General features: G+C 71.4%; 20 protein-coding genes. 11 read left to right on the forward strand and 9 right to left on the reverse strand.

Features of this window, described 5'->3' with window-relative positions; all coding sequences use genetic code 11:
* Positions 1 to 30: 30 nt before the first annotated feature.
* The 3 genes from AB0J93_RS11710 to AB0J93_RS11720 form a co-directional block, all read right to left on the reverse strand.
* Entirely contained in the window at positions 31 to 717 is a 687-nt protein-coding gene (locus tag AB0J93_RS11710; protein WP_363920917.1) for a thymidine kinase, read from the reverse strand.
* Positions 718 to 843: 126 nt separating this feature from the next.
* On the reverse strand, positions 844 to 2,238 hold the full coding sequence (locus AB0J93_RS11715) for an MFS transporter (RefSeq protein ID WP_363920778.1): 1,395 nt from the start codon (positions 2,236 to 2,238) through the stop codon (positions 844 to 846).
* A 21-nt stretch (positions 2,239 to 2,259) separates the two neighbouring features.
* Positions 2,260 to 3,030 carry a glycerophosphodiester phosphodiesterase gene (locus tag AB0J93_RS11720; RefSeq protein ID WP_363920780.1) on the reverse strand — a complete coding sequence of 257 codons (771 nt, stop codon included), beginning with the start codon at positions 3,028 to 3,030 and terminating at the stop codon, positions 2,260 to 2,262.
* A 106-nt stretch (positions 3,031 to 3,136) separates the two neighbouring features.
* Here AB0J93_RS11720 and AB0J93_RS11725 point away from each other — a divergent pair, with 106 nt between their 5' ends.
* Genes AB0J93_RS11725 through AB0J93_RS11735 form a run of 3 tightly spaced genes read left to right on the forward strand, consistent with a single transcriptional unit; the run spans position 3,137 to position 5,941 of the window.
* The gene (locus tag AB0J93_RS11725; protein ID WP_363920782.1) at positions 3,137 to 3,859 is read left to right on the forward strand and encodes a hypothetical protein; all 723 of its coding nucleotides are present in this window, start codon (positions 3,137 to 3,139) and stop codon (positions 3,857 to 3,859) included.
* A gap of 1 nt (position 3,860) precedes the next feature.
* A complete protein-coding gene (locus AB0J93_RS11730) occupies positions 3,861 to 5,579 on the forward strand; it encodes a hypothetical protein (protein WP_363920784.1) in 1,719 nt (572 codons plus the stop codon).
* Positions 5,576 to 5,941: a hypothetical protein gene (locus tag AB0J93_RS11735; protein WP_363920786.1), complete on the forward strand. Its 366-nt coding sequence runs from the start codon at positions 5,576 to 5,578 to the stop codon at positions 5,939 to 5,941. The genes AB0J93_RS11730 and AB0J93_RS11735 overlap by 4 nt, the downstream gene beginning before the upstream one ends.
* An 89-nt stretch (positions 5,942 to 6,030) precedes the next feature.
* Here the strand turns inward: AB0J93_RS11735 and AB0J93_RS11740 are convergent, their stop codons facing one another.
* A complete protein-coding gene (locus tag AB0J93_RS11740) occupies positions 6,031 to 6,810 on the reverse strand; it encodes a lysophospholipid acyltransferase family protein (protein WP_363920788.1) in 780 nt (259 codons plus the stop codon).
* A 177-nt stretch (positions 6,811 to 6,987) separates the two neighbouring features.
* On the opposite strand from AB0J93_RS11740, the gene AB0J93_RS11745 reads away from it, so the two are divergent.
* Positions 6,988 to 8,400 (forward strand): cytochrome ubiquinol oxidase subunit I, encoded by a 1,413-nt coding sequence (locus tag AB0J93_RS11745; protein WP_363920790.1) that lies wholly within the window; start codon positions 6,988 to 6,990, stop codon positions 8,398 to 8,400.
* Positions 8,401 to 8,415: 15 nt separating this feature from the next.
* Positions 8,416 to 9,414: a cytochrome d ubiquinol oxidase subunit II gene (cydB, locus tag AB0J93_RS11750; protein ID WP_363920792.1), complete on the forward strand. Its 999-nt coding sequence runs from the start codon at positions 8,416 to 8,418 to the stop codon at positions 9,412 to 9,414.
* A 48-nt stretch (positions 9,415 to 9,462) separates the two neighbouring features.
* On the opposite strand, the gene AB0J93_RS11755 is transcribed toward cydB, so the two are convergent.
* A complete protein-coding gene (locus tag AB0J93_RS11755) occupies positions 9,463 to 9,915 on the reverse strand; it encodes a hypothetical protein (protein WP_363920794.1) in 453 nt (150 codons plus the stop codon).
* A gap of 76 nt (positions 9,916 to 9,991) precedes the next feature.
* Here AB0J93_RS11755 and AB0J93_RS11760 point away from each other — a divergent pair, with 76 nt between their 5' ends.
* From AB0J93_RS11760 to AB0J93_RS11770, 3 genes are read left to right on the forward strand one after another with little or no spacing between them, the layout of a single operon-like run.
* The gene (locus tag AB0J93_RS11760; protein WP_363920796.1) at positions 9,992 to 10,450 is read left to right on the forward strand and encodes a MarR family winged helix-turn-helix transcriptional regulator; all 459 of its coding nucleotides are present in this window, start codon (positions 9,992 to 9,994) and stop codon (positions 10,448 to 10,450) included.
* Positions 10,451 to 10,452: 2 nt separating this feature from the next.
* The gene (locus AB0J93_RS11765) at positions 10,453 to 10,920 is read left to right on the forward strand and encodes an OsmC family protein (protein ID WP_363920798.1); all 468 of its coding nucleotides are present in this window, start codon (positions 10,453 to 10,455) and stop codon (positions 10,918 to 10,920) included.
* Between the two features lie 55 nt (positions 10,921 to 10,975).
* Positions 10,976 to 12,142, forward strand: a complete 1,167-nt coding sequence (locus AB0J93_RS11770; RefSeq protein ID WP_363920800.1) for a GNAT family N-acetyltransferase — start codon at positions 10,976 to 10,978, stop codon at positions 12,140 to 12,142.
* A gap of 74 nt (positions 12,143 to 12,216) precedes the next feature.
* On the opposite strand, the gene AB0J93_RS11775 is transcribed toward AB0J93_RS11770, so the two are convergent.
* Both AB0J93_RS11775 and AB0J93_RS11780 read right to left on the reverse strand, forming a co-directional pair.
* Positions 12,217 to 12,948, reverse strand: coding sequence for a hypothetical protein (locus AB0J93_RS11775; RefSeq protein WP_363920802.1), 732 nt, complete (start codon positions 12,946 to 12,948; stop codon positions 12,217 to 12,219).
* 72 nt (positions 12,949 to 13,020) lie between these two features.
* Positions 13,021 to 13,482 carry a peroxiredoxin gene (locus AB0J93_RS11780; protein WP_363920804.1) on the reverse strand — a complete coding sequence of 154 codons (462 nt, stop codon included), beginning with the start codon at positions 13,480 to 13,482 and terminating at the stop codon, positions 13,021 to 13,023.
* Positions 13,483 to 13,623: 141 nt separating this feature from the next.
* Between AB0J93_RS11780 and AB0J93_RS11785 the strand changes: the two genes are divergently transcribed.
* Positions 13,624 to 14,352: an SDR family oxidoreductase gene (locus AB0J93_RS11785; protein ID WP_363920806.1), complete on the forward strand. Its 729-nt coding sequence runs from the start codon at positions 13,624 to 13,626 to the stop codon at positions 14,350 to 14,352.
* A gap of 146 nt (positions 14,353 to 14,498) precedes the next feature.
* Complete coding sequence (locus tag AB0J93_RS11790) at positions 14,499 to 14,666, forward strand: hypothetical protein (protein ID WP_363920808.1); 168 nt, start codon at positions 14,499 to 14,501, stop codon at positions 14,664 to 14,666.
* Positions 14,667 to 14,696: 30 nt separating this feature from the next.
* On the opposite strand, the gene AB0J93_RS11795 is transcribed toward AB0J93_RS11790, so the two are convergent.
* Positions 14,697 to 15,389: a hypothetical protein gene (locus AB0J93_RS11795; RefSeq protein WP_363920810.1), complete on the reverse strand. Its 693-nt coding sequence runs from the start codon at positions 15,387 to 15,389 to the stop codon at positions 14,697 to 14,699.
* A 228-nt stretch (positions 15,390 to 15,617) separates the two neighbouring features.
* Positions 15,618 to 16,178, reverse strand: coding sequence for a cysteine hydrolase family protein (locus AB0J93_RS11800; RefSeq protein WP_363920812.1), 561 nt, complete (start codon positions 16,176 to 16,178; stop codon positions 15,618 to 15,620).
* 112 nt (positions 16,179 to 16,290) lie between these two features.
* Between AB0J93_RS11800 and AB0J93_RS11805 the strand changes: the two genes are divergently transcribed.
* Positions 16,291 to 17,289 (forward strand): tyrosine-type recombinase/integrase, encoded by a 999-nt coding sequence (locus tag AB0J93_RS11805; RefSeq protein ID WP_363920814.1) that lies wholly within the window; start codon positions 16,291 to 16,293, stop codon positions 17,287 to 17,289.
* Positions 17,290 to 17,413: the final 124 nt, after the last annotated feature.

A 17,413-nucleotide genomic window follows, 5' to 3' on the forward strand; every position in this document is an offset into this window, starting at 1 on the left:
GTGATCGTTTCGTTATCCAGGGGCGTGTGCTCAGGTGCCGGGCGCGGCGCTGCGGGGGCCCAGGTCACCGGCGCGGTGATGCCGCCGGCAGAGCACCTGGTACCGCACGTCGGCGGTGTCGACGGTGTCGCCGATGACGACCTGCGCGCCCTCGCGGGCCACCCGCCCGTCGGCGACGCGGGCGTTGAGCAGGCCCTCGCGGCCGCACCAGCAGAGCACCTCGACCTGGATCCGGGCCACCGAGTCGGCCAGCTCGAACAGCCGCTGCGCCGCCGGGAACAGGCTGGAGCGGAAGTCGGTGGCCAGGCCGAAGGCGTACACGTCGACGTCGTAGCTGTCGACCAGGTCGGCCATCTGCTCCACGTGTTCGACCGCGTAGAAGCTGGCCTCGTCGCAGATCAGGTAGTCCACCCGCACCCCGTCGGCCCAGGCGTCGCGTACCAGGGTGCGCAGGTCCAGCGAGTCGGTCACCTCGATGGCCTCATGGGCCAGCCCGATGCGGGTGGTCACCTGCGGGCCGAGTGAGCGGTCGATGCGGGTGGTGACAAGTCCCCGGCGGCCCTGCCGGGCATGGTTGTAGTTCATCTGCAGCGCCATCGTGGACTTGCCGCAGTCCATCGGTCCCCAGTAGAACCGCAGCGCGGCGGCGTGCGCCGGTCGCCCGTCGACGCCACGGGCGGCGACACACCCGGCCGGGTTGTCGCCCGTACCGGGCAGTGTCGGGCGGGCCAGGCAGGTCGGTACGGCGTCGTCGGTCGTCACGGACCGGCAGCCTAGTGCGGTGCGTCGCCGGGCCGCGCGGTCGACCCGGCCGGGGTGTCGATCATCGCACCGTCGCCCGGGTCAGAGCACCCGGGGCGGGGTGTTGCCGGCGGCGACGATGGCCCGCCGGATCGGCACCGCCAGCAGCAGCAGGAACCCGACCACGAAGAAGATCAGCAGCGAGACCAGGCCGACCCGGTAGGAGTTGGTGAGCTGGAACACCAGACCGAACGCCGCTGGTCCGAGCCAGCTGGTGCCCTTGTCGCTGATCTCGTAGAAGCCGTAGTACTCGCCCTCCTTGCCGGCGGGGATCAGCTGGCTGAACAGGGACCGGCTCAGCGCCTGGCTGCCACCGAGGACCAGGCCGATGGCCGCGCCGAGCACCATGAAGGGCAGCGGCGCCTCGGCGGGCAACCGGAACGCCGCGACGATCACGGCGGTCCACAGCACCAGGCTCAGCAGCACCGTCTTCCACGCCCCGATCCGACCGGCCAGCGCGCCGAGGGCCAACGCGCCGCCGAAGGCCAGGAACTGGACCAGCAGGATCGTCACGATCAGGGTGCTCTGCCCCAGCCGCAGCTCCTCGGTGCCGTACACGCTGGCCAGCGTGATGACGGTCTGAATGCCGTCGTTGTAGACCAGGAACGCCAGCAGGAAGAACAGCGTCAACGGGTACGCCTTCATCCCCCGCAGGGTGCGCCCGAGCTGCCGGAACCCGTCGGTGAGCACGTTGCCGCGGCCACCGGCGGCCAGCGCGGCGGCGGTCGGGTGCTCCCGCAGCCACCGCAGCGGCACCAGAGTGAACGCCGCCCACCACAGCCCGGCCGACACGATCGACCAGCGGGCCATATCCAGGGTGCGTTCGGCGGTGCCGTTGTCGAACGACTGCACCACGACCAGGTTCAACCCCAGCAGCAGACCGCCACCGAGGTAACCCAGCGCCCAACCTCTGCTGGAGATGCCATCGCGTTCGTCCGGCCCGCCCAGCTGCGGTAGGAACGAGTTGTACACCACGATCGACGCCCCGAAGGCGATGTTGGCGATCAACAGCAGCACGCCGCCGAGCAGGTACCGGTCGCCGGTGACGAAGACCATCGCGGTGGTGGCGAACGCGCCGGTGAACGCGCTGGCGGCCAGCAGCCGCTTCTTGTGCAGCGACCGGTCGGCCACTGCCCCGATCACCGGCAGCACGAAGACGGTCAGCAGCACCGACAGCGAGATCGTGTACGGGTAGAACGACCCGGTGGCCACCTTGATGCCCAGCGGATAGACGTAGCCGGTGCAGTTGTCGGCACCGGGTTCGCAGCCGGCGGCGAGCTTGGCGACGCTGGTCAGGTACGGCCCGAGGAAGACCGTGATGACGGTGGTCTGGAAGGCCGAATTCGCCCAGTCGTAGAAGTACCAGCCGGTGCGCTCGCGGCGGGTGCTTCCCGGTGGTGGGATGTCCTGCGCCGCCGGGGTGACCGTCTCGGCCATGGGGGTCCTCCGCCCAGGTGTTCAGGCGGCCCAGTGGCCGCGGCTGCGGTAGACGTCGCGCAGCACGCCGACGTGGTCGGTCATGATGCCATCAACCCCAAGATCAAGTAACTCGTGCATCTCGGCAGGTTCGTCGATCGTCCAGACGTGCACCTGCAGGCCGAGCCGGTGGGCCGTGCGCAGGAAACGACTGTCGACCACCGGCACCCGCCCGTAGCGCACCGGCACCTGCGCGGCCACCACCGACGGCGGTAGCCGCAGCGGCCGCCCGGTCCACGAGGCCCACCGCAGCCGGGCCACCCCTCGTACCCCGAGGCTGGTGGCGACCCGCCCGCCGGTCAACGCCCGCAGCCGGGTCAGCCGGGCGTCACTGAACGAGGCCAGCAGCACCCGCCCGCCGGCGCCGGCCCGCTGGACGGTGGCCACCGTGGGGGCCGCCCCCTGGTCGGACTTGACGTCGATGTTGAACCGCACCTGGGGCCACGCGCCGAGCACCTCGTCGAGGCGCGGCACCACGGCGGAACCGCCGACGCGCACCGTGGCCAGGTCGGCCCAGCGCATCGCGCCCACCCGGCCACGCTGCCCGGTGACCCGTTCCAGGGTGTCGTCGTGGAACACCACGGCCACCCCGTCGGCGGTGCCGTGCACGTCGGTCTCCACGTACCGGTAGCCCAGCTCGACCGCCCGGGCGAAGGCGGCGGTGGTGTTCTCGTCGCCGTCGGCGGCGCCGCCGCGGTGGGCGAAGGCCAGCGGGGCGGGTGCGTCGAGGTAGGGGTGAGCGGTCGTGGGCACGCGGCGCAGTATGCCTGGCCCCGGTGACCGCCCGGTGGCGGGCCGGCGGCGAGCCGGGTTCGTCCGGTCGTCCACGCACCACCTCGTACCCGCTGGTGACTGCCAGATGCCGGACAGTAGTCTTCCCCGCCCGCTCGGCGATGGCGAGAATGCCCCGGTGATGGCGTGGACGAATCCCGCACCGCGACGCGACGACCCGCCCTCGACGTCGGCGGTGTTGACCATCCGTCCGGTGCACCCGCTGCCCGGGCGCGTTGCGCCGCCACGCCGCCCGGCGACCCGTCACCTCCCGACCGGTTTCGGGGCGCTGCTGGTGACGACACTTGTCGCCGGCAGCCCCTGGGGATACGAGGTGCTGCGGGAGCTGAGCGTCAACCTGCCCCGGGTCGACGGTCCGGCCGGGATCCTCACGACCGTGGTCGACGCGATGCTGGTCGGGCTGTCCTGGCTGCGCTGGGGCAGCGCCGACGGCCCGGAGACGCTGTCCAGCTACCAGCTCGCGCGCACCGCCCAGGTGGCGCTGTTCGTCCTGATCGTGCTGGTGCTGCTGCGCAGGCTGGCCGCCGGGGCCGCCCCGCCTCGGGCGTACCGGTTCTTCGGCACGCTCGGTGCGACGGTGGTGGCGGCAGCCCTCGCCATGGTTGGCGGCGCCCTGCTGCACCTGGCCGTCGACAGTGGTGTCTACGCCGGGTCGGCGATGCGTGCGGAACTGCTCAACGAACTGGTACGGGCGCTGCTGTGCGGCTTCGTCGTCGGGCTGTTGCTGGCGGCGGTGCCGACCCGACGGCACCGGTCCCGACCGACCGTCCCCGGCCTGGGAGGCAACTGACATGGTGATCCGGCAGGTCACCCCCGAGGTCTCGACCGCGGGCCCGGCGGACGCCACGAGTGAGGCGACCCGCTACCTGTGCGTGGCGGCCCACACCGACGACACGTTCGCCGACTCGGCCCTGTCCGAGGTCTTCGACGACGAGTTGCGGGCGGTGGCACCCTCGGTCGGCTTCGACCTGACCACCGTGCTGCGGCACTGCCTGGAGGCACGCCAGCGACGCATCCGCCGCGACGCCGGCCTGCTGATCGCCGGCAGCATGGCCCTGCTGCTGGCACCGCTGTGGACGCTGCTGGCTGCGGCGGTGCTGGCGATCGGCATGTCGGTGGCTCGGGCCAACCGGCACGGCCCGCTGGCCTCGGTGGCGGCAATGGCGGCGACGGCCGTGGTGTCGCTGTGGCTGGTGGCACAGTTCGCCGGTCTCGACACCGACGGCGAGGACGGCACGCTCAGCTGGATGATCGGCCTGCCGTGGCTGGCGCTGGTGGCCGGGCTGCTCGCGTACCTGATCCTCGTGCTGCACCTGTTGGGCACCCGGCAGCTGCTGGTGGAGCGGCTGCGGCGCGGTCACTTCCAGCCCACGTCGGCCGACACCGGCCCGGTGCCGCAGCGCTACGCGACACGCCTGGCCCAGGTCGACACGGCCCAGCACGGCAACGTGACGATCTACAGCGGCTACACCCCGTTCGTCGGGCACGGCGCACCGGTGGCCGGCTGGTCGTTCGCCCTGCCGATCCACCGGGCCGAACAGCAACTGCCCGAACCGTCGCCCCCGGTCACCGACGACGACGCGGACGCCACCGTACAGTTCGCCGTGGTGGATCTGATCGACCACGTGCGGCGGCGGCTGGCGGCGATCCGACTCGACCCGGCCGGCGACCCGGAGCTGAATCCGGAACGGCTCGCGGGGCTGGTGTTGGAGGATCGGGTCTTCGTGCACGGCGGTCTGCTGACCGACGACCCGCAGCTGCTGCCCGACCGCACCCGGATGCCCCGGCAACGCTGGTCCGACGAGCGGCTGCGGGCGGTGGCGAGCCGGCCGCAGGGCGCCGCACGGCACTTCCTGGGCGCCCTGGTGCCGTCCTGGGGCGGCGAGGTGGTGGCCTGCACGTTCCTGCACTTCTCCACCGATGGTCGGGTGCTCTACCTGGAGTGTGCCCGGACGTTGCTGGAGCCGCCCCGCATCGAGTACCACGACGTGGACCGGTTGACCGAGTGGATTCCGGTGCGTCAGTTCGTCCAGTTGTTCACCGCGGCCGCCGAGCAGTTGGTGCGTACCGCCTTCGGCGCGCCGGTGCGCCTGGTACGCGACGGCGTCCGGGTGGTGCGTCACCAGATCCGGCAGGCCCGGTCGCGCCGGATGGCCCGCGAGGACCTCGGCTACGACTATGGTGCCCGGGCCGGGGTGCGGGAGTTGGCCACCGGCACCACCTACCACAACTACTTCCAGGTGCTCGACGCCGCGAAGCATCTCAAGGTGGTCGAGCGTCACGTGCTGGCCGCCATCGTCGACTTCCTGGAGGACAAGGGTGTGGACACCGCCGAGTTCCGCACCCGGCAGACCATGATCCTCAACCAGGGTGTGATCCAGACCGGCGGCCTCAGCGTCGTCGGTAACCAGGCGGTGGGTGCCGGGGCGCGAGCGGAGCAGCAGAGCACCACGGAGCAGCCGTCGCCGCAGGGCACGAGCCGTCGAGCCGGCACCGGGAGGCCGTCATGACCACGTCCGACAACTCGGTCAACTTCGGGATTCAGCAGTCGGGTGGGGTGAGCCAGGTCGGCAACCAGGCGGTGGGTCCGGGGGCGCACGCGGTCGGTGGGGGATTGTGGGCCACGGCGCCGGGGGTGGACGTGCCGGCGCTGGTGGCCCACCTGGTGCAGACGCTCGACCGGCACCGTGACGAGTTGCCGGAGCCGGCTAGGGCGGTGGCCGCCGAACTGCGGGTCCACCTGGCGCGCCCGGATCCGGAACCGGCCCGGGTGACGGCGCTGTTGCAGCGCCTGGCGGCGCTGGCCGCCCCGGTGGCGCCGGTGGCCTCGGCCGTGACCGAGGTGTTGCGGGCGGTGCAGCAGGCGACCTGAGCGCCGCCACGTCGGGGCCTCGCGTCGGCTGCGGCGGGCGCAGTCGTCACCCGGCGACGTCGAGGATCGGTCCGGGGTTCCCGACGGTCTCAGCCGGCGGCGGGGCGGCGCCGGTGTGCGCGGCTGGTGTCGACCGGCCGGCTGGGGTCGACGTGGCGGGGGCGGGCGGGTTCGTCCGGCCGCAGCGGGCCGAGGGTGTCGGTGAGCGCGTCGATGATCCGGTCGGTGGCCAACCGGGCCGCGCCGGGCACGGCGCGGGGCACCTCGGCCAGGTTCACCGGGTCACCGAAGTGCACCCGGACGGTGGGACGATGCACCAGAGATCGAGCGATGCCCCGCAGCATCCCTTTGGGGGCCTGGTAGGGCAGCACCTCGTGGGATCCCCACTGGGCGACGGGAATGACGGGCGCGCCGCAGGCCAGGGCCAGCCGGGCGGCACCGGTCTTGCCGCGTTCGGGCCACATGTGCGGGTCGAGACCGATGCGTCCTTCGGGGTAGACCAGGATCGGCGCGCCGGCGGCGACCGCGGCGGCGGCGTCGTCCAGGGCCCGGTGTACGCCGCTGGTGCCCCGGTCGACGCGGATGTGCCCGGCGCTGCGCATCGCGGCGCCGATCAGCGGTGCCCGGAACAGCCCACCGGTGGCCATGATCCGGGGCGCCACCCGGCGGGCGCGGCAGGCCGCGGCGAGCACGATCGGGTCGAACGGGCTGATGTGGTTGGCGGCCAGGATCAGCGGCCCGCCGCGCAACCGGGCCGGGATGTCGCCGGTGACCTCCAGCCGGGCCAGCATCCCGACGACGACGCGGGCCAGCAGCAGCGCGACGCGCCAGATCAGCGGCGGCTGCCAGGGGGAGTGGGCTGCTTCCATCAGCAGGACATGGTCGCACGGCGGGCGGGCAGCGTGGCGGCCAGGGCGGGCCGTACGGCAGAGGTGAGCAGGGTCATTGGTCCCGGTCCGGTTCGGGCCGCCCGCCTCTGCCCACCCACGTACGACGCGCTGTAGTATTTACTACGTCTTGTAGTATGAATAGCCTGGGGGTCGCAGGTGGACGCGTTGGACGTCGCCCGCTGGCAGTTCGGTGTCACCACCGTCTACCACTTTCTCTTCGTGCCGCTGACCATCGGCCTGTCCGTTCTGGTCGCCATCCTGCAGACACTCTGGCACCGCACGGGGGACGAGAAGTACCTCAAGCTCACCAAGTTCTACGGCAAACTCTTCCTGATCAACTTCGCCATGGGCGTGGTCACCGGCATCGTGCAGGAGTTCCAGTTCGGCATGAACTGGAGCGACTACTCCCGCTTCGTCGGTGACATCTTCGGCGCACCCCTGGCCATCGAGGCCCTGGTCGCGTTCTTCCTCGAATCCACCTTCATCGGCCTGTGGATCTTCGGCTGGGACCGGCTGCCCGCCCGCCTGCACCTGGCCAGCATCTGGGCCGCCGCCATCGGCACCAACCTGTCGGCGTACTTCATCCTCGCCGCGAACTCGTTCATGCAGAATCCGGTCGGCTACCGCTACAACCCGGAGACCGGCCGCGCCGAGCTGACCGACTTCGTCGCCGTGCTGACCAACAAGGTCGCCCTGATCACCTTCCCGCACACCATCGCCGGCGCCTTCCTGGTCGCCGGGTCGCTGCTGGTGGCCGTCGCCCTGTGGCACCTGATCCGCAACCGCGACAGCGCCGACACCCCGGCCTACCGCTTCGCCGCCCGCTTCGGCTCCTGGGTCACCCTGGTCGCCGCCACCGTCGTCGTCATCACCGGCGACATCCAAGGCAAGATCATGACGCAGGTACAGCCGATGAAGATGGCCGCCGCCGAAGGGCTCTACTCCACCGAGAGCCCCGCCTCGTTCTCCGTACTGACCATCGGCAGCCTCGACGGCAGCCGCGAACTGTTCGCCCTCAAGATCCCGTACCTGCTGTCCTACCTCGGCACCGGCGACCCCAACGGCACCGTGCAGGGCATCAACGACCTCCAGGCCCTCTACAGCGCCCAGTACGGCGCCGGCAGCTACACCCCGATCATCCCGGTCACCTACTGGAGCTTCCGACTGATGATCGGCTTCGGGCTGGCCGCCGCCGCCATCGCCCTGCTGGTGCTCTGGAGCCAACGCAAGGGCCGTACGCCCACCAGCAAATGGCTGCTCCGCGCCGGCCTGGCCATGCCGATCCTGCCGCTGCTGGCCAACTCCTTCGGCTGGATCTTCACCGAGATGGGCCGCCAACCCTGGATCGTCTTCGGCGAGATGCTCACCCGCGACGGCGTGTCCCGCAGCGTCTCCCTCACCGAGGTCCTCACCTCCTTCACCGCCTTCACCCTCATCTACGCCGCCCTCGCCGTCATCGAGGTGAAACTGCTGATCCGCTACGCCAAGGCCGGCGTACCCGACGTCACCCCGGCCCCCGAACCCGACGACACCGACGATGCCGAGCGTCCGCTCGCCTTCGCCTACTGAGCCCGGAGCCCCACCGTGGAACTGACCACCATCTGGTTTCTCCTCGTCGCCGTGCTGTTCACCGGCTACTTCATCCTCGAAGGCTTCGACTTCGGCGTCGGCATGCTGCTGCCCGTGCTCGGCCGCGACGACAGGGAACGCCGCGTCATGATCAACACGATCGGGCCGGTCTGGGACGGCAACGAGGTCTGGCTGATCACCGCCGGAGGCGCCATGTTCGCCGCCTTCCCCGAGTGGTACGCCACCCTCTTCTCCGGCTTCTACCTGCCCCTGCTGCTGATCCTGCTGGCCCTGATCGCCCGCGGCGTGGCCTTCGAGTACCGCCACAAGCGTCCCGAGGCGTCCTGGAAACGCCGCTGGGACAAGGCCATCTTCTTCGGCTCACTCGTGCCGGCGATCCTGTGGGGCGTCGCGTTCGCCAACATCCTGCGCGGCGTACCACTGGACGCCGACCACGAGTACGTCGGCGGACTGCTCAACCTGCTCAACCCGTACGCCCTGCTCGGTGGCGCGACCACCGCGGCGCTGTTCGCCACCCACGGCGCCGTCTTCGTCGCCCTCAAGACCGTCGGCGACATCCGCGACCGGGCCGCCGCGCTCGCCGTGCGCCTGGGCCTGGCCGCGGCGGTCCTCGCGGTGGCCTTCCTGAGCTGGACCCTGACGATCCGCTCCAGCACCGCCGCCGTCGTGCTCGCCGTCGCCGCCGCGCTCGCCCTGCTCGGCGGTCTGGCCGCCGCCACGGTACGCCGCGAGGGTTGGGCGTTCACCGGCACCGCCGCGGCGATCGGTCTGGCCGTGGCCACCCTGTTCGCCGCCCTGTTCCCGAACGTGCTGCCCTCCACCCTGGACGCCGCCGGCACGCTCACCGCCACCAACGCCGCCTCCACCCCCTACACCCTCACGATCATGACCTGGGTGGCGGTCTTCTTCACCCCGATCGTGCTGGCCTACCAGGGCTGGACGTACTGGGTGTTCCGCAAGCGCATCGGCGTCGCCCACATCCCACAGCACTGACCGGCCGGCGGGCGGGAACCCGGAAAAGCCCGGGACCCCGCCCGCCGGTCACGCCGCCGCCAGGGCCTGCTCGGCGCGCCGCCGCACCACGTCCAGCACCCGAGCCGCGACGACCAGGTCGTCGGCGGCGAGATCGGACCACAACCGGGCCCCGATCTCGGCGGAGGCCGCAGCGACCAGACGCTGCGCCTGCCGCCCGGTCGGGGTCAGCGCCACCTGGGAGGCGTCGGTGGGCAGCGGCGCCACAAGCGTCGCCGCGATCAGCTCGGTAAGCGTGCCGTGCGCCGTCGCGGTCGGCACCTTCACCGCGTCGACCAGCCGACGTGCCGCCTCGGCGCGGGGGAGCGGGGTATCGGCGGCGGCCAGCGCGTTGAGCAGCAACGCCTGCGCGAAGGTCAGCCCGAGCCGGCCCAACTCCCGCTCCAGCACCGCCCGGGTGGCGTGGTGGGTCCGGCCGAGGATCTGCCCGTTGAGGGTGGTGGACATGTCAACCCCTGTCATTGGTTGAGCCAACGTTGGTATGGCCAACATAGCACGGGTCGTGGGTGCCACCAACGAAACCGCGTACAGTCACCACATGGAGCACCCCAGCGCCCCCACCCCCAGCCGACTGCGCACCACCCCCAGCTGGCTGCTCACCCAGACCGCCGCCCACGCCGCACGCCTCGTCACCACCGCACTCGGCGCCCACCACGCCCGCGGCTACCACTACCGGCTGCTGACGACCCTCGCCGAAACCGGCCCCGCCAGCCAGGCCGACCTCGGCCGACACAGCGGCATCGACCGCAGCGACATCGTCGCCACCCTCAACGACCTCGCCGACCGCCACCTCGTACGCCGCCAACCCGACCCCACCGACCGACGCCGCAACATCGTCCACATCACACCCGCCGGCCGACGCGAACTCACCACCCTGCAACACGCCCTCGACACCGCCCAGGACACCCTGCTCGCACCACTTGACCCCACCGACCGCCGCGAACTCGTCCGCCTCCTCGACCTCCTGCTCACCCACCACCACGAACCGAAAGGCTGACCATGCCCCGCACCCACCACTACGCCACCACCGTCACCTGGACCGGCAACCTCGGCACCGGCACCAGCGGCTACCGCGACTACCGACGCGAACACGACATCACCACCGACGGCCGCCCACCCATCCCCGGCAGCTCCGACCCCACCTTCCACGGCGACCGGACCCGCTGGAACCCCGAACAACTCCTCCTGGCCGCCCTGTCCCAGTGCCACATGCTCGCCTACCTGCACCTGTGCGCCGACAAAGGCGTCGTCGTCACCCACTACGTCGACCACGCCACCGGCACCATGACCACCGACAACACCGGAAACGGCCACTTCACCGAAGTCACCCTGCGACCCCACGTCACCGTCGCCGACCCCACCACCACCGACATCGCCACCGCCCTGCACGACGACGCCCACCACACCTGCTTCATCGCCAACTCGGTCAACTTCCCGGTCCGCCACGACCCCGTCACCACCACCTGAACACCCGACACCCAAATTCGGTCGACAGCACCACCACGGCCGTTATCGTCGGCCCGTGCCCGACGTGCGTGAACTCACCCCCGACGACCTGAACGACGCCTGGCAACTCGGCCGGCTCGCCTTCGGCTCCGACCCGCAACCACCCCCACCGCCATCCACCGCCGGCCGCACCCTCTACGGCGCCTTCGACGCCACCGGAAAACTCATCGGCAAGGCCGTCGACCTGCACGACGAACAGTGGTGGACCGGACAGCGCGTACCCGCCGCAGACGTCGCCGGCGTCGCCGTCGCCCCCGAGGCACGCGGCACCGGAGTGGGCCGCGCCCTGCTGACCACCCTGCTCCGCGACGCCCGCGACCGCGGCGCCGCCGTCAGCACGCTGTTCCCCACCACCGCCGCCCCCTACCGCGCCTGCGGCTGGGAGATCACCGGCCAACTACGCACCCTCGACCTGCCCACCGCCACCCTGCCCCGGCACCGCCCCGACCCGCGCCTGACCGTCCGCGCCGGCACCACCACCGACCTGCCCGCCACCGCCGAGCTCTACCGACGCGTCGCCCACCACCGCAACGGCCTGCTCACCCGCACCCACCCACGGTTCACCGCCACCGACGAACTGCCCCACGACGGGCTCACCCTCGTCGAACACGACGGACAACTGCTCGGATACGCCGGCTGGAACCGTGGCCGCGGCTACGGCCCCGACGCCGTACTCACCGTCGAAGACATCCTCGCCACCACCGCCGACGCCGCCCGCGCCCTCGTCGGCACCCTCGCCAGCTGGTACAGCGTCACCCCGACCCTGCGACTGGCCCCGCTACCCGGCGACACCATCAGCAGCCACCTGCCCCTGGAACGGGCCCGCGAACACGAACGCGACGCCTGGATGCACCGACCCGTCGACCTCGTCCGCGCCGTACAGGCCCGCGGCTGGCCCACCCACACCCGCGGCCAGGTCACCTTCACCCTCACCGACGACCTCGCCGACTGGAACACCGGCACCTGGCAACTCACCGTCGCCGACGGCCACGCCGACCTGCACCGCACCACCAGCGACACCGACCTGCACCTGACCGTACGCGGCTTCGCCCGCCTCTACACCGGCACCGCCACCGCCCGCACCCTCGCCGAAACCGGACTGCTGCACCACCGCACACCCGACCCGAGCGCCCTGGACCTGCTCGCCGCCGGACCCACCGCCCACCTCATCGACTACTTCTGACAAACGCCGGTGGCCCGGCCCGGCAACCACGGTGCCGGACCGGGCCACCGGTCGGATCGAACCCACGAAACCCCTCAGCCCGCCTCGCGCAACTCCGCCAACCGGGCCTCGATCTCCGCCAACTCCGCCCGCAACTTCTCCGCCTGCCGCTCCGCCTCCGACCGCTCCGCAGCCAGGATCTGCTCCACCGCCTCATGCACCCCCGGCACATCCACCAACGCCACCATCCGCAGCGCCTCCGCCGGCTTGAGCACGTACGGCTTGGCCAACACCTTCCCACCCTGCTGCGCCGCCACCGTCCACTCACCCTCGGCATAGGCCAACGTGACAGTCAACCCCGCCGGCCCCTTCGGCTTCGCCGCCTTCACCGCCCGCCGAGCCGGCTTCGCCTCCACCTTCGACCCCGCCGCCTCGTCCACCCTCGGCTCCTCTCCACGCGGCTGCTCCTCCCGGCGCGGCAACTCGTCGCCGCGCTGCTGCGGCACCCGGTCCAACACGAACTCCGGCTCCACCACCGCCGGCTCGGCCGGCTCCGGCTCCGGCTTCGACTCCACCGGCCGCCGCCCCGCACCCCGAGGCGCCACCGCCACATCGGTGGGGGAGAAGGGCAACTCGTCACGCCCGAACCGCACCACCACGAACTCGTCGGACGCCGCCGGATCGGTCAACTCCACCACCTGACCCAACTGACCGGCGATCTGACCGGCCGCCGCCGTGAACACCACCTTCGGCTTACGCCCCGCGGCCAACGCCTCCCGGATGCCGCGCACCTCGTCCTCGGACAAACCCTGACCAGCGGCACCCATCGCCCAACCTCATTCCTCGTACACGTGTTCAGCCGCCTGCCTTGATACCAGCCGCCAGCGACAACCCGAAGATCAGCCCCCCAACGCCCGCAACGCCCGATCAGCGTGCTCGTTCATACCCAACTCACTGTGCACCACCTCGATCACCCGCCGATCGACACCGATCACGAACGTCATCCGCCGCGTACTCAACGGCCCCAACGGCAACCGCCGCCGCACCCCGAACCGGTCCGCCACCACACCGTCCGGATCCGACAACAACGGATAGTCGAACCCGTGCAACCGCGAGAACTCCGCCTGACGCCGCACCGAATCCCGGCTGATACCCACCCGCTGCGCCCCGACCGCCGCGAACTCCGCCGCCAGATCCCGGAAGTGACAACTCTCCGCCGTGCACCCCCGCGTCATCGCCGCCGGATAGAAGAACAACACCACCGGCCCCGACGCCAGCAACTCCGTCAACCGCCGCGGCCGACCCGTCTCGTCCGGCAACTCGAAATCCTCGACCAGATCACCGACACCCACACCCGTCACAAGCCCTCCCCACCGACACCGTCGCCGCGAGCGTAAGCCATCGACCACCACCGGCCGTGCGCTCGACCACACCGCGCTACCCGCCACCGCGACCACGGCGGTAACGTCCCCGACACCGGCTCGGCGCAGGGGAGAGGTCCATTGACCAACGTCACCATCATCACCGGCGGTAGCCGCGGCATCGGCGCCGCCACCGCCCGCCGCCTCGCCCACACCGGCCAGCACATCGCACTCGGCTACCGCCGCGACCACACCGCCGCCGACACCGTCGTGGCCGAGCTGCGCGCCACCGGCGTACGCGCCATCGCCGTCCCCGCCGACACGCGCGACCCCGACCAGGTCACCGCCCTGTTCGACGCCGCCGCCGAACTCGGCACCCTCACCGGCCTGGTAAACAACGCCGGCATCACCAGCCCGATCGGCCCCTTCACCGACCTCGACCCGGACGACCTGCGCCGCGTCGTCGACGTCAACCTCATCGGCTACGTCCTCTGCGCCCAACAGGCCGCCCGCCGGATGAGCGACGGCGCCGCCATCGTCAACCTCTCCTCCGTCGCCGCCACCCTCGGCAGCCCAGGGGAGTACGTCCACTACGCCGCCGTCAAAGCCGCCACCGACGCGCTCACCATCGGCCTGGCCAAGGAACTCGCCCCCCGCGGCATCCGCGTCAACGCCGTCGCCCCCGGCATCATCCGCACCGACATCCACGCCCTCTCCGGCCAACCCGACCGCCCCGACCGCGCCGCCGGCCGCATCCCACTCGGCCGCCCCGGCGAACCCGACGAGGTCGCCGCCGCCGTCGCCTGGCTGCTCAGCCCTGACGCCTCCTACACCACCGGCGCCATCCTCCGCGTCGGCGGCGGCCTCTGACCGCCAACCGGCCACCGCGGGACGGTGCCGGCACGCCAACGAACCAGGCCAAGCGGGAATGCGCACCGGCCACCCGGGTAGCCCCACGAAAGCCGCCACCGCGCTCCGGGTTCCCGGCGGCTACCCGACGCAGGAGGGGAGCAGACATGCAGACCACCTACGACTCGGTGGACGACCTGGCCGCGGCGCTGCGCCGAACGGCATCGGCCCACGACCGCCACGAGAAGGACCTCGGCCACCCCGATCCCGACTGGCCGGACTGGTACGCCCGACACATGGTGGACGAGCGCGCCGGCCACGAACAGCACCGCTGAATGATCGACGGCCGGTGCCCGTGCCCAACGTCAGGCAGGCCACGGCACCTCGTGGTAGGTGGTCCCCGAGGAGATGGTGACAACATGCTGGTGGCGCCGCAACGGACCATCCCGTAGCGCGTCGAGGTCGACCGGTCGAGCCTCGACGAAGACCGTTGGCCAGGTGAGATCCGGAACGGGTTTACTGCTCAGCGGGTCGCCGAGCCGTGACCAGCCGACATGAACAGTCCAGTCCTGCCCAGGGACGAGGTAGCCCAACCCGGGTAGGGGCAGCAGCAACCCGTCCTCGGTCCTACCGTTCGCCGCGTAGTAGCTCTCGACCTCCTCGATGGCCGACTCGGTGGACGGCACCAGCCCGCCAGCTCTGGCGTGCCTGTCGACCTCCCGCAACACCTTCAGCAGGTCGCCGTCGGCCCCGAGATACCTGATCTCGGTGAGACCGCAACTGAGGCGGTACTCGTCGTGGGACCACAGGCCGTTCGTGTCGCCGGCATGGCAGATGTCCCGCGTTGCCACGGCGACCGGCCGGAGCGGCGACGCCCGGGCCACGGCGGAGAGCAGGATGCTGATCTGCTCGGCGCTCGACGCACTTGCCTGCCGGACCGCTGCCGATTGCGCTTCCCGGCTGGCTTCCTCGCGCGTGGGTGCGTCTGACCCGCAGGCCGCCAGCGTGAGCACCAGAGCTGCGGCTGTCGCCGACGTGACCAGGTGACGAGCAGTCATGGTTGCGAGGATGACGCCCGCCTTCAGACGAAGCATGAGTTGCCGTACTCATTGCGCTGCATCGTCAACGACGTGAGCGCCCCGTGCGGGAGCCTTGGCCGCACACCTGCACGACGCCGCCCGCCCGCTCGTCCGCATACCGATTCGATAATGTACATTATGTAAAGTTGAAGTGGGTGAGCCCCTGCCCCTCGCCGCGTCGGGGCCCACCCCACCGAAGCTCGACGGTCAGTCGGTGGGACCGAAGCTGACCTCGCTGGTCTCGACCGTCCCGGCCTGGCGACCGGGCGCACTGTGGAAGCTCCAGTACAGGTTGGTGTGGGCGATGACCTGCTCCGGCGGCGGCGCGCCGTAGGCGGTCAGATCTTCCGTGGTGTGCGCGTCGCCGACAAGCGTCGCGTCGTAGCCCCGCACGAACGCGCCGTGCAGGGTCGACCGGATGCAGGCGTCGGTCTGCGCGCCCGTGACGATCAGCCGGCCCACGCCGCGCTCGGCGAGCACCGTCTCCAGGTCGGTGTCCTCGAACGAGTCGCCGTAGCGCTTGTGCACCAGCGCCTCGCCGTCCTCGCGGACCAACTCGGGCACGTACTGCCAGGCTTCGCTGCCCTGCGGGAGGCCGTCGTCGGAGTGCTGCACCCAGACGACCGGCACGCCCTCGGCGCGAGCCTTACCCAACACCGTGTTGATGTTGGCGATGACGCCGTCGCGGTTGTGGGCGCCCGTCACCACCCCGTTCTGCACATCGATGACGAGCAGCGCCGTGTTGGGCCGCTCGGGCAGGGTCGTCATGGTGCGCCTCCGGTGCCGGTGGGATCGATGACCGCACCGTAGACCCCACCACCGACAGAAACGCTCCCCTCCCCTCGGGCCCGGAACACGAAGATCATGCATAATATGCCTTATGCATGACAAACAGGACGAATCGGTAACAACGCTGATCGAGGAGTTCCTGACCGCCCGGGCCACCCGCAAGCCCTCCCCGCACACCCAGGCGGCCTACCGGCGGGATCTGACCGCCGTCGCCGCGCTCGCCGCGGAGCTGTCCACCCCTCCCCTCCCCCTGGCCGAGCTGCCGGTCGACGCGCTCTCCCCCAGGCTCATGCGGACCGCGTTCGCCCGGTTCGCCGCCGGCCGGGCGGCCAGCTCCGTCGGTCGGGCCTGGTCGACCTGGAACGGCTTCTTCTCCTTCCTGGTCGCCGAGCAGGTGGTGCCCGGCAATCCGATGCCGGCCGTGGGACGTCCCCGCACTCCCCTGCCGACGCCCAAGCCGTTGCGCGGCGAGGACACACCGGAACATCTGCTCACCTCGGTCGCGCGGGCCGAGGGACGGCAGCGGGACCCGTGGCCGGAGCGGGACGTGGCGGTGCTGGCGTTGGCCCTGTGCGCGGGGCTGCGACTGTCGGAGCTGCTGGCGTTACGGGTCGATTCGCTCGGTGGCCGCCCCGGTGAACGGCGACTGGAGGTGGCCGGCAAGGGCGGGCGTCCCCGGGTGCTGCCGGTCGAGCCGGACCTGGACGCGGTGCTGGCGAGCTATCTGGACAGCCGTGCCCGCCGCTTCGGCGCGCGTACGGTGCGTCAGGTGTCGCCGCTGCTGGTGGATCGTCAGGGTGCGCCGCTGCGCCGGGGCGGTCTGCAGTACCTGGTGGAGTCCTGCTTCCGGCGGGCCGGGATCGGTGACCGGGTGCCGCGTGGGGCGCGGTTGCACGCGCTGCGGCACACGTTCGCCACCCGGTTGGCCGAGGACGGCGCCGGGGCTGCGGAGATCATGCGGCTGTTGGGGCACGCGTCGTTGGCGTCGTCGCAGACGTACATCGAGGTGACGTCGGGGCAGCAGCGGGAGGCGGTACGGGCCAACCGTACGAACCGGGCGTTGGCGGGGCTGTTCTCGGCTCCTGACTGACCGGCGTGATGCGGGCGGTGGATACCACGGTCGATTGCCGGGTCAGGACGGCGGTGGCCTCGGCGGGCGGGAGACCCGGTGTCGGGTGGTCGCGCCGGGGCGATGGTGCCCTCGGTCGTGGTGT

The sequence above is a fragment of the Micromonospora sp. NPDC049374 genome (genome assembly GCF_040677165.1).
Lineage (GTDB): Bacteria > Actinomycetota > Actinomycetes > Mycobacteriales > Micromonosporaceae > Micromonospora.

What these genes read in the sequence shown, in the direction of transcription:
- AB0J93_RS11715 (WP_363920778.1), bottom strand. Translation starts at nt 2,238, where the DNA reads ATGGCCGAGACGGTCACCCCGGCGGCGCAGGACATCCCACCACCGGGA.
- AB0J93_RS11725 (WP_363920782.1), top strand. Translation starts at nt 3,137, where the DNA reads ATGCCGGACAGTAGTCTTCCCCGCCCGCTCGGCGATGGCGAGAATGCC.
- AB0J93_RS11730 (WP_363920784.1), top strand. Translation starts at nt 3,861, where the DNA reads ATGGTGATCCGGCAGGTCACCCCCGAGGTCTCGACCGCGGGCCCGGCG.
- AB0J93_RS11735 (WP_363920786.1), top strand. Translation starts at nt 5,576, where the DNA reads ATGACCACGTCCGACAACTCGGTCAACTTCGGGATTCAGCAGTCGGGT.
- AB0J93_RS11740 (WP_363920788.1), bottom strand. Translation starts at nt 6,810, where the DNA reads ATGGAAGCAGCCCACTCCCCCTGGCAGCCGCCGCTGATCTGGCGCGTC.
- AB0J93_RS11755 (WP_363920794.1), bottom strand. Translation starts at nt 9,915, where the DNA reads ATGACAGGGGTTGACATGTCCACCACCCTCAACGGGCAGATCCTCGGC.
- AB0J93_RS11760 (WP_363920796.1), top strand. Translation starts at nt 9,992, where the DNA reads ATGGAGCACCCCAGCGCCCCCACCCCCAGCCGACTGCGCACCACCCCC.
- AB0J93_RS11765 (WP_363920798.1), top strand. Translation starts at nt 10,453, where the DNA reads ATGCCCCGCACCCACCACTACGCCACCACCGTCACCTGGACCGGCAAC.
- AB0J93_RS11775 (WP_363920802.1), bottom strand. Translation starts at nt 12,948, where the DNA reads ATGGGTGCCGCTGGTCAGGGTTTGTCCGAGGACGAGGTGCGCGGCATC.
- AB0J93_RS11790 (WP_363920808.1), top strand. Translation starts at nt 14,499, where the DNA reads ATGCAGACCACCTACGACTCGGTGGACGACCTGGCCGCGGCGCTGCGC.
- AB0J93_RS11795 (WP_363920810.1), bottom strand. Translation starts at nt 15,389, where the DNA reads ATGACTGCTCGTCACCTGGTCACGTCGGCGACAGCCGCAGCTCTGGTG.
- AB0J93_RS11800 (WP_363920812.1), bottom strand. Translation starts at nt 16,178, where the DNA reads ATGACGACCCTGCCCGAGCGGCCCAACACGGCGCTGCTCGTCATCGAT.
- AB0J93_RS11805 (WP_363920814.1), top strand. Translation starts at nt 16,291, where the DNA reads ATGCATGACAAACAGGACGAATCGGTAACAACGCTGATCGAGGAGTTC.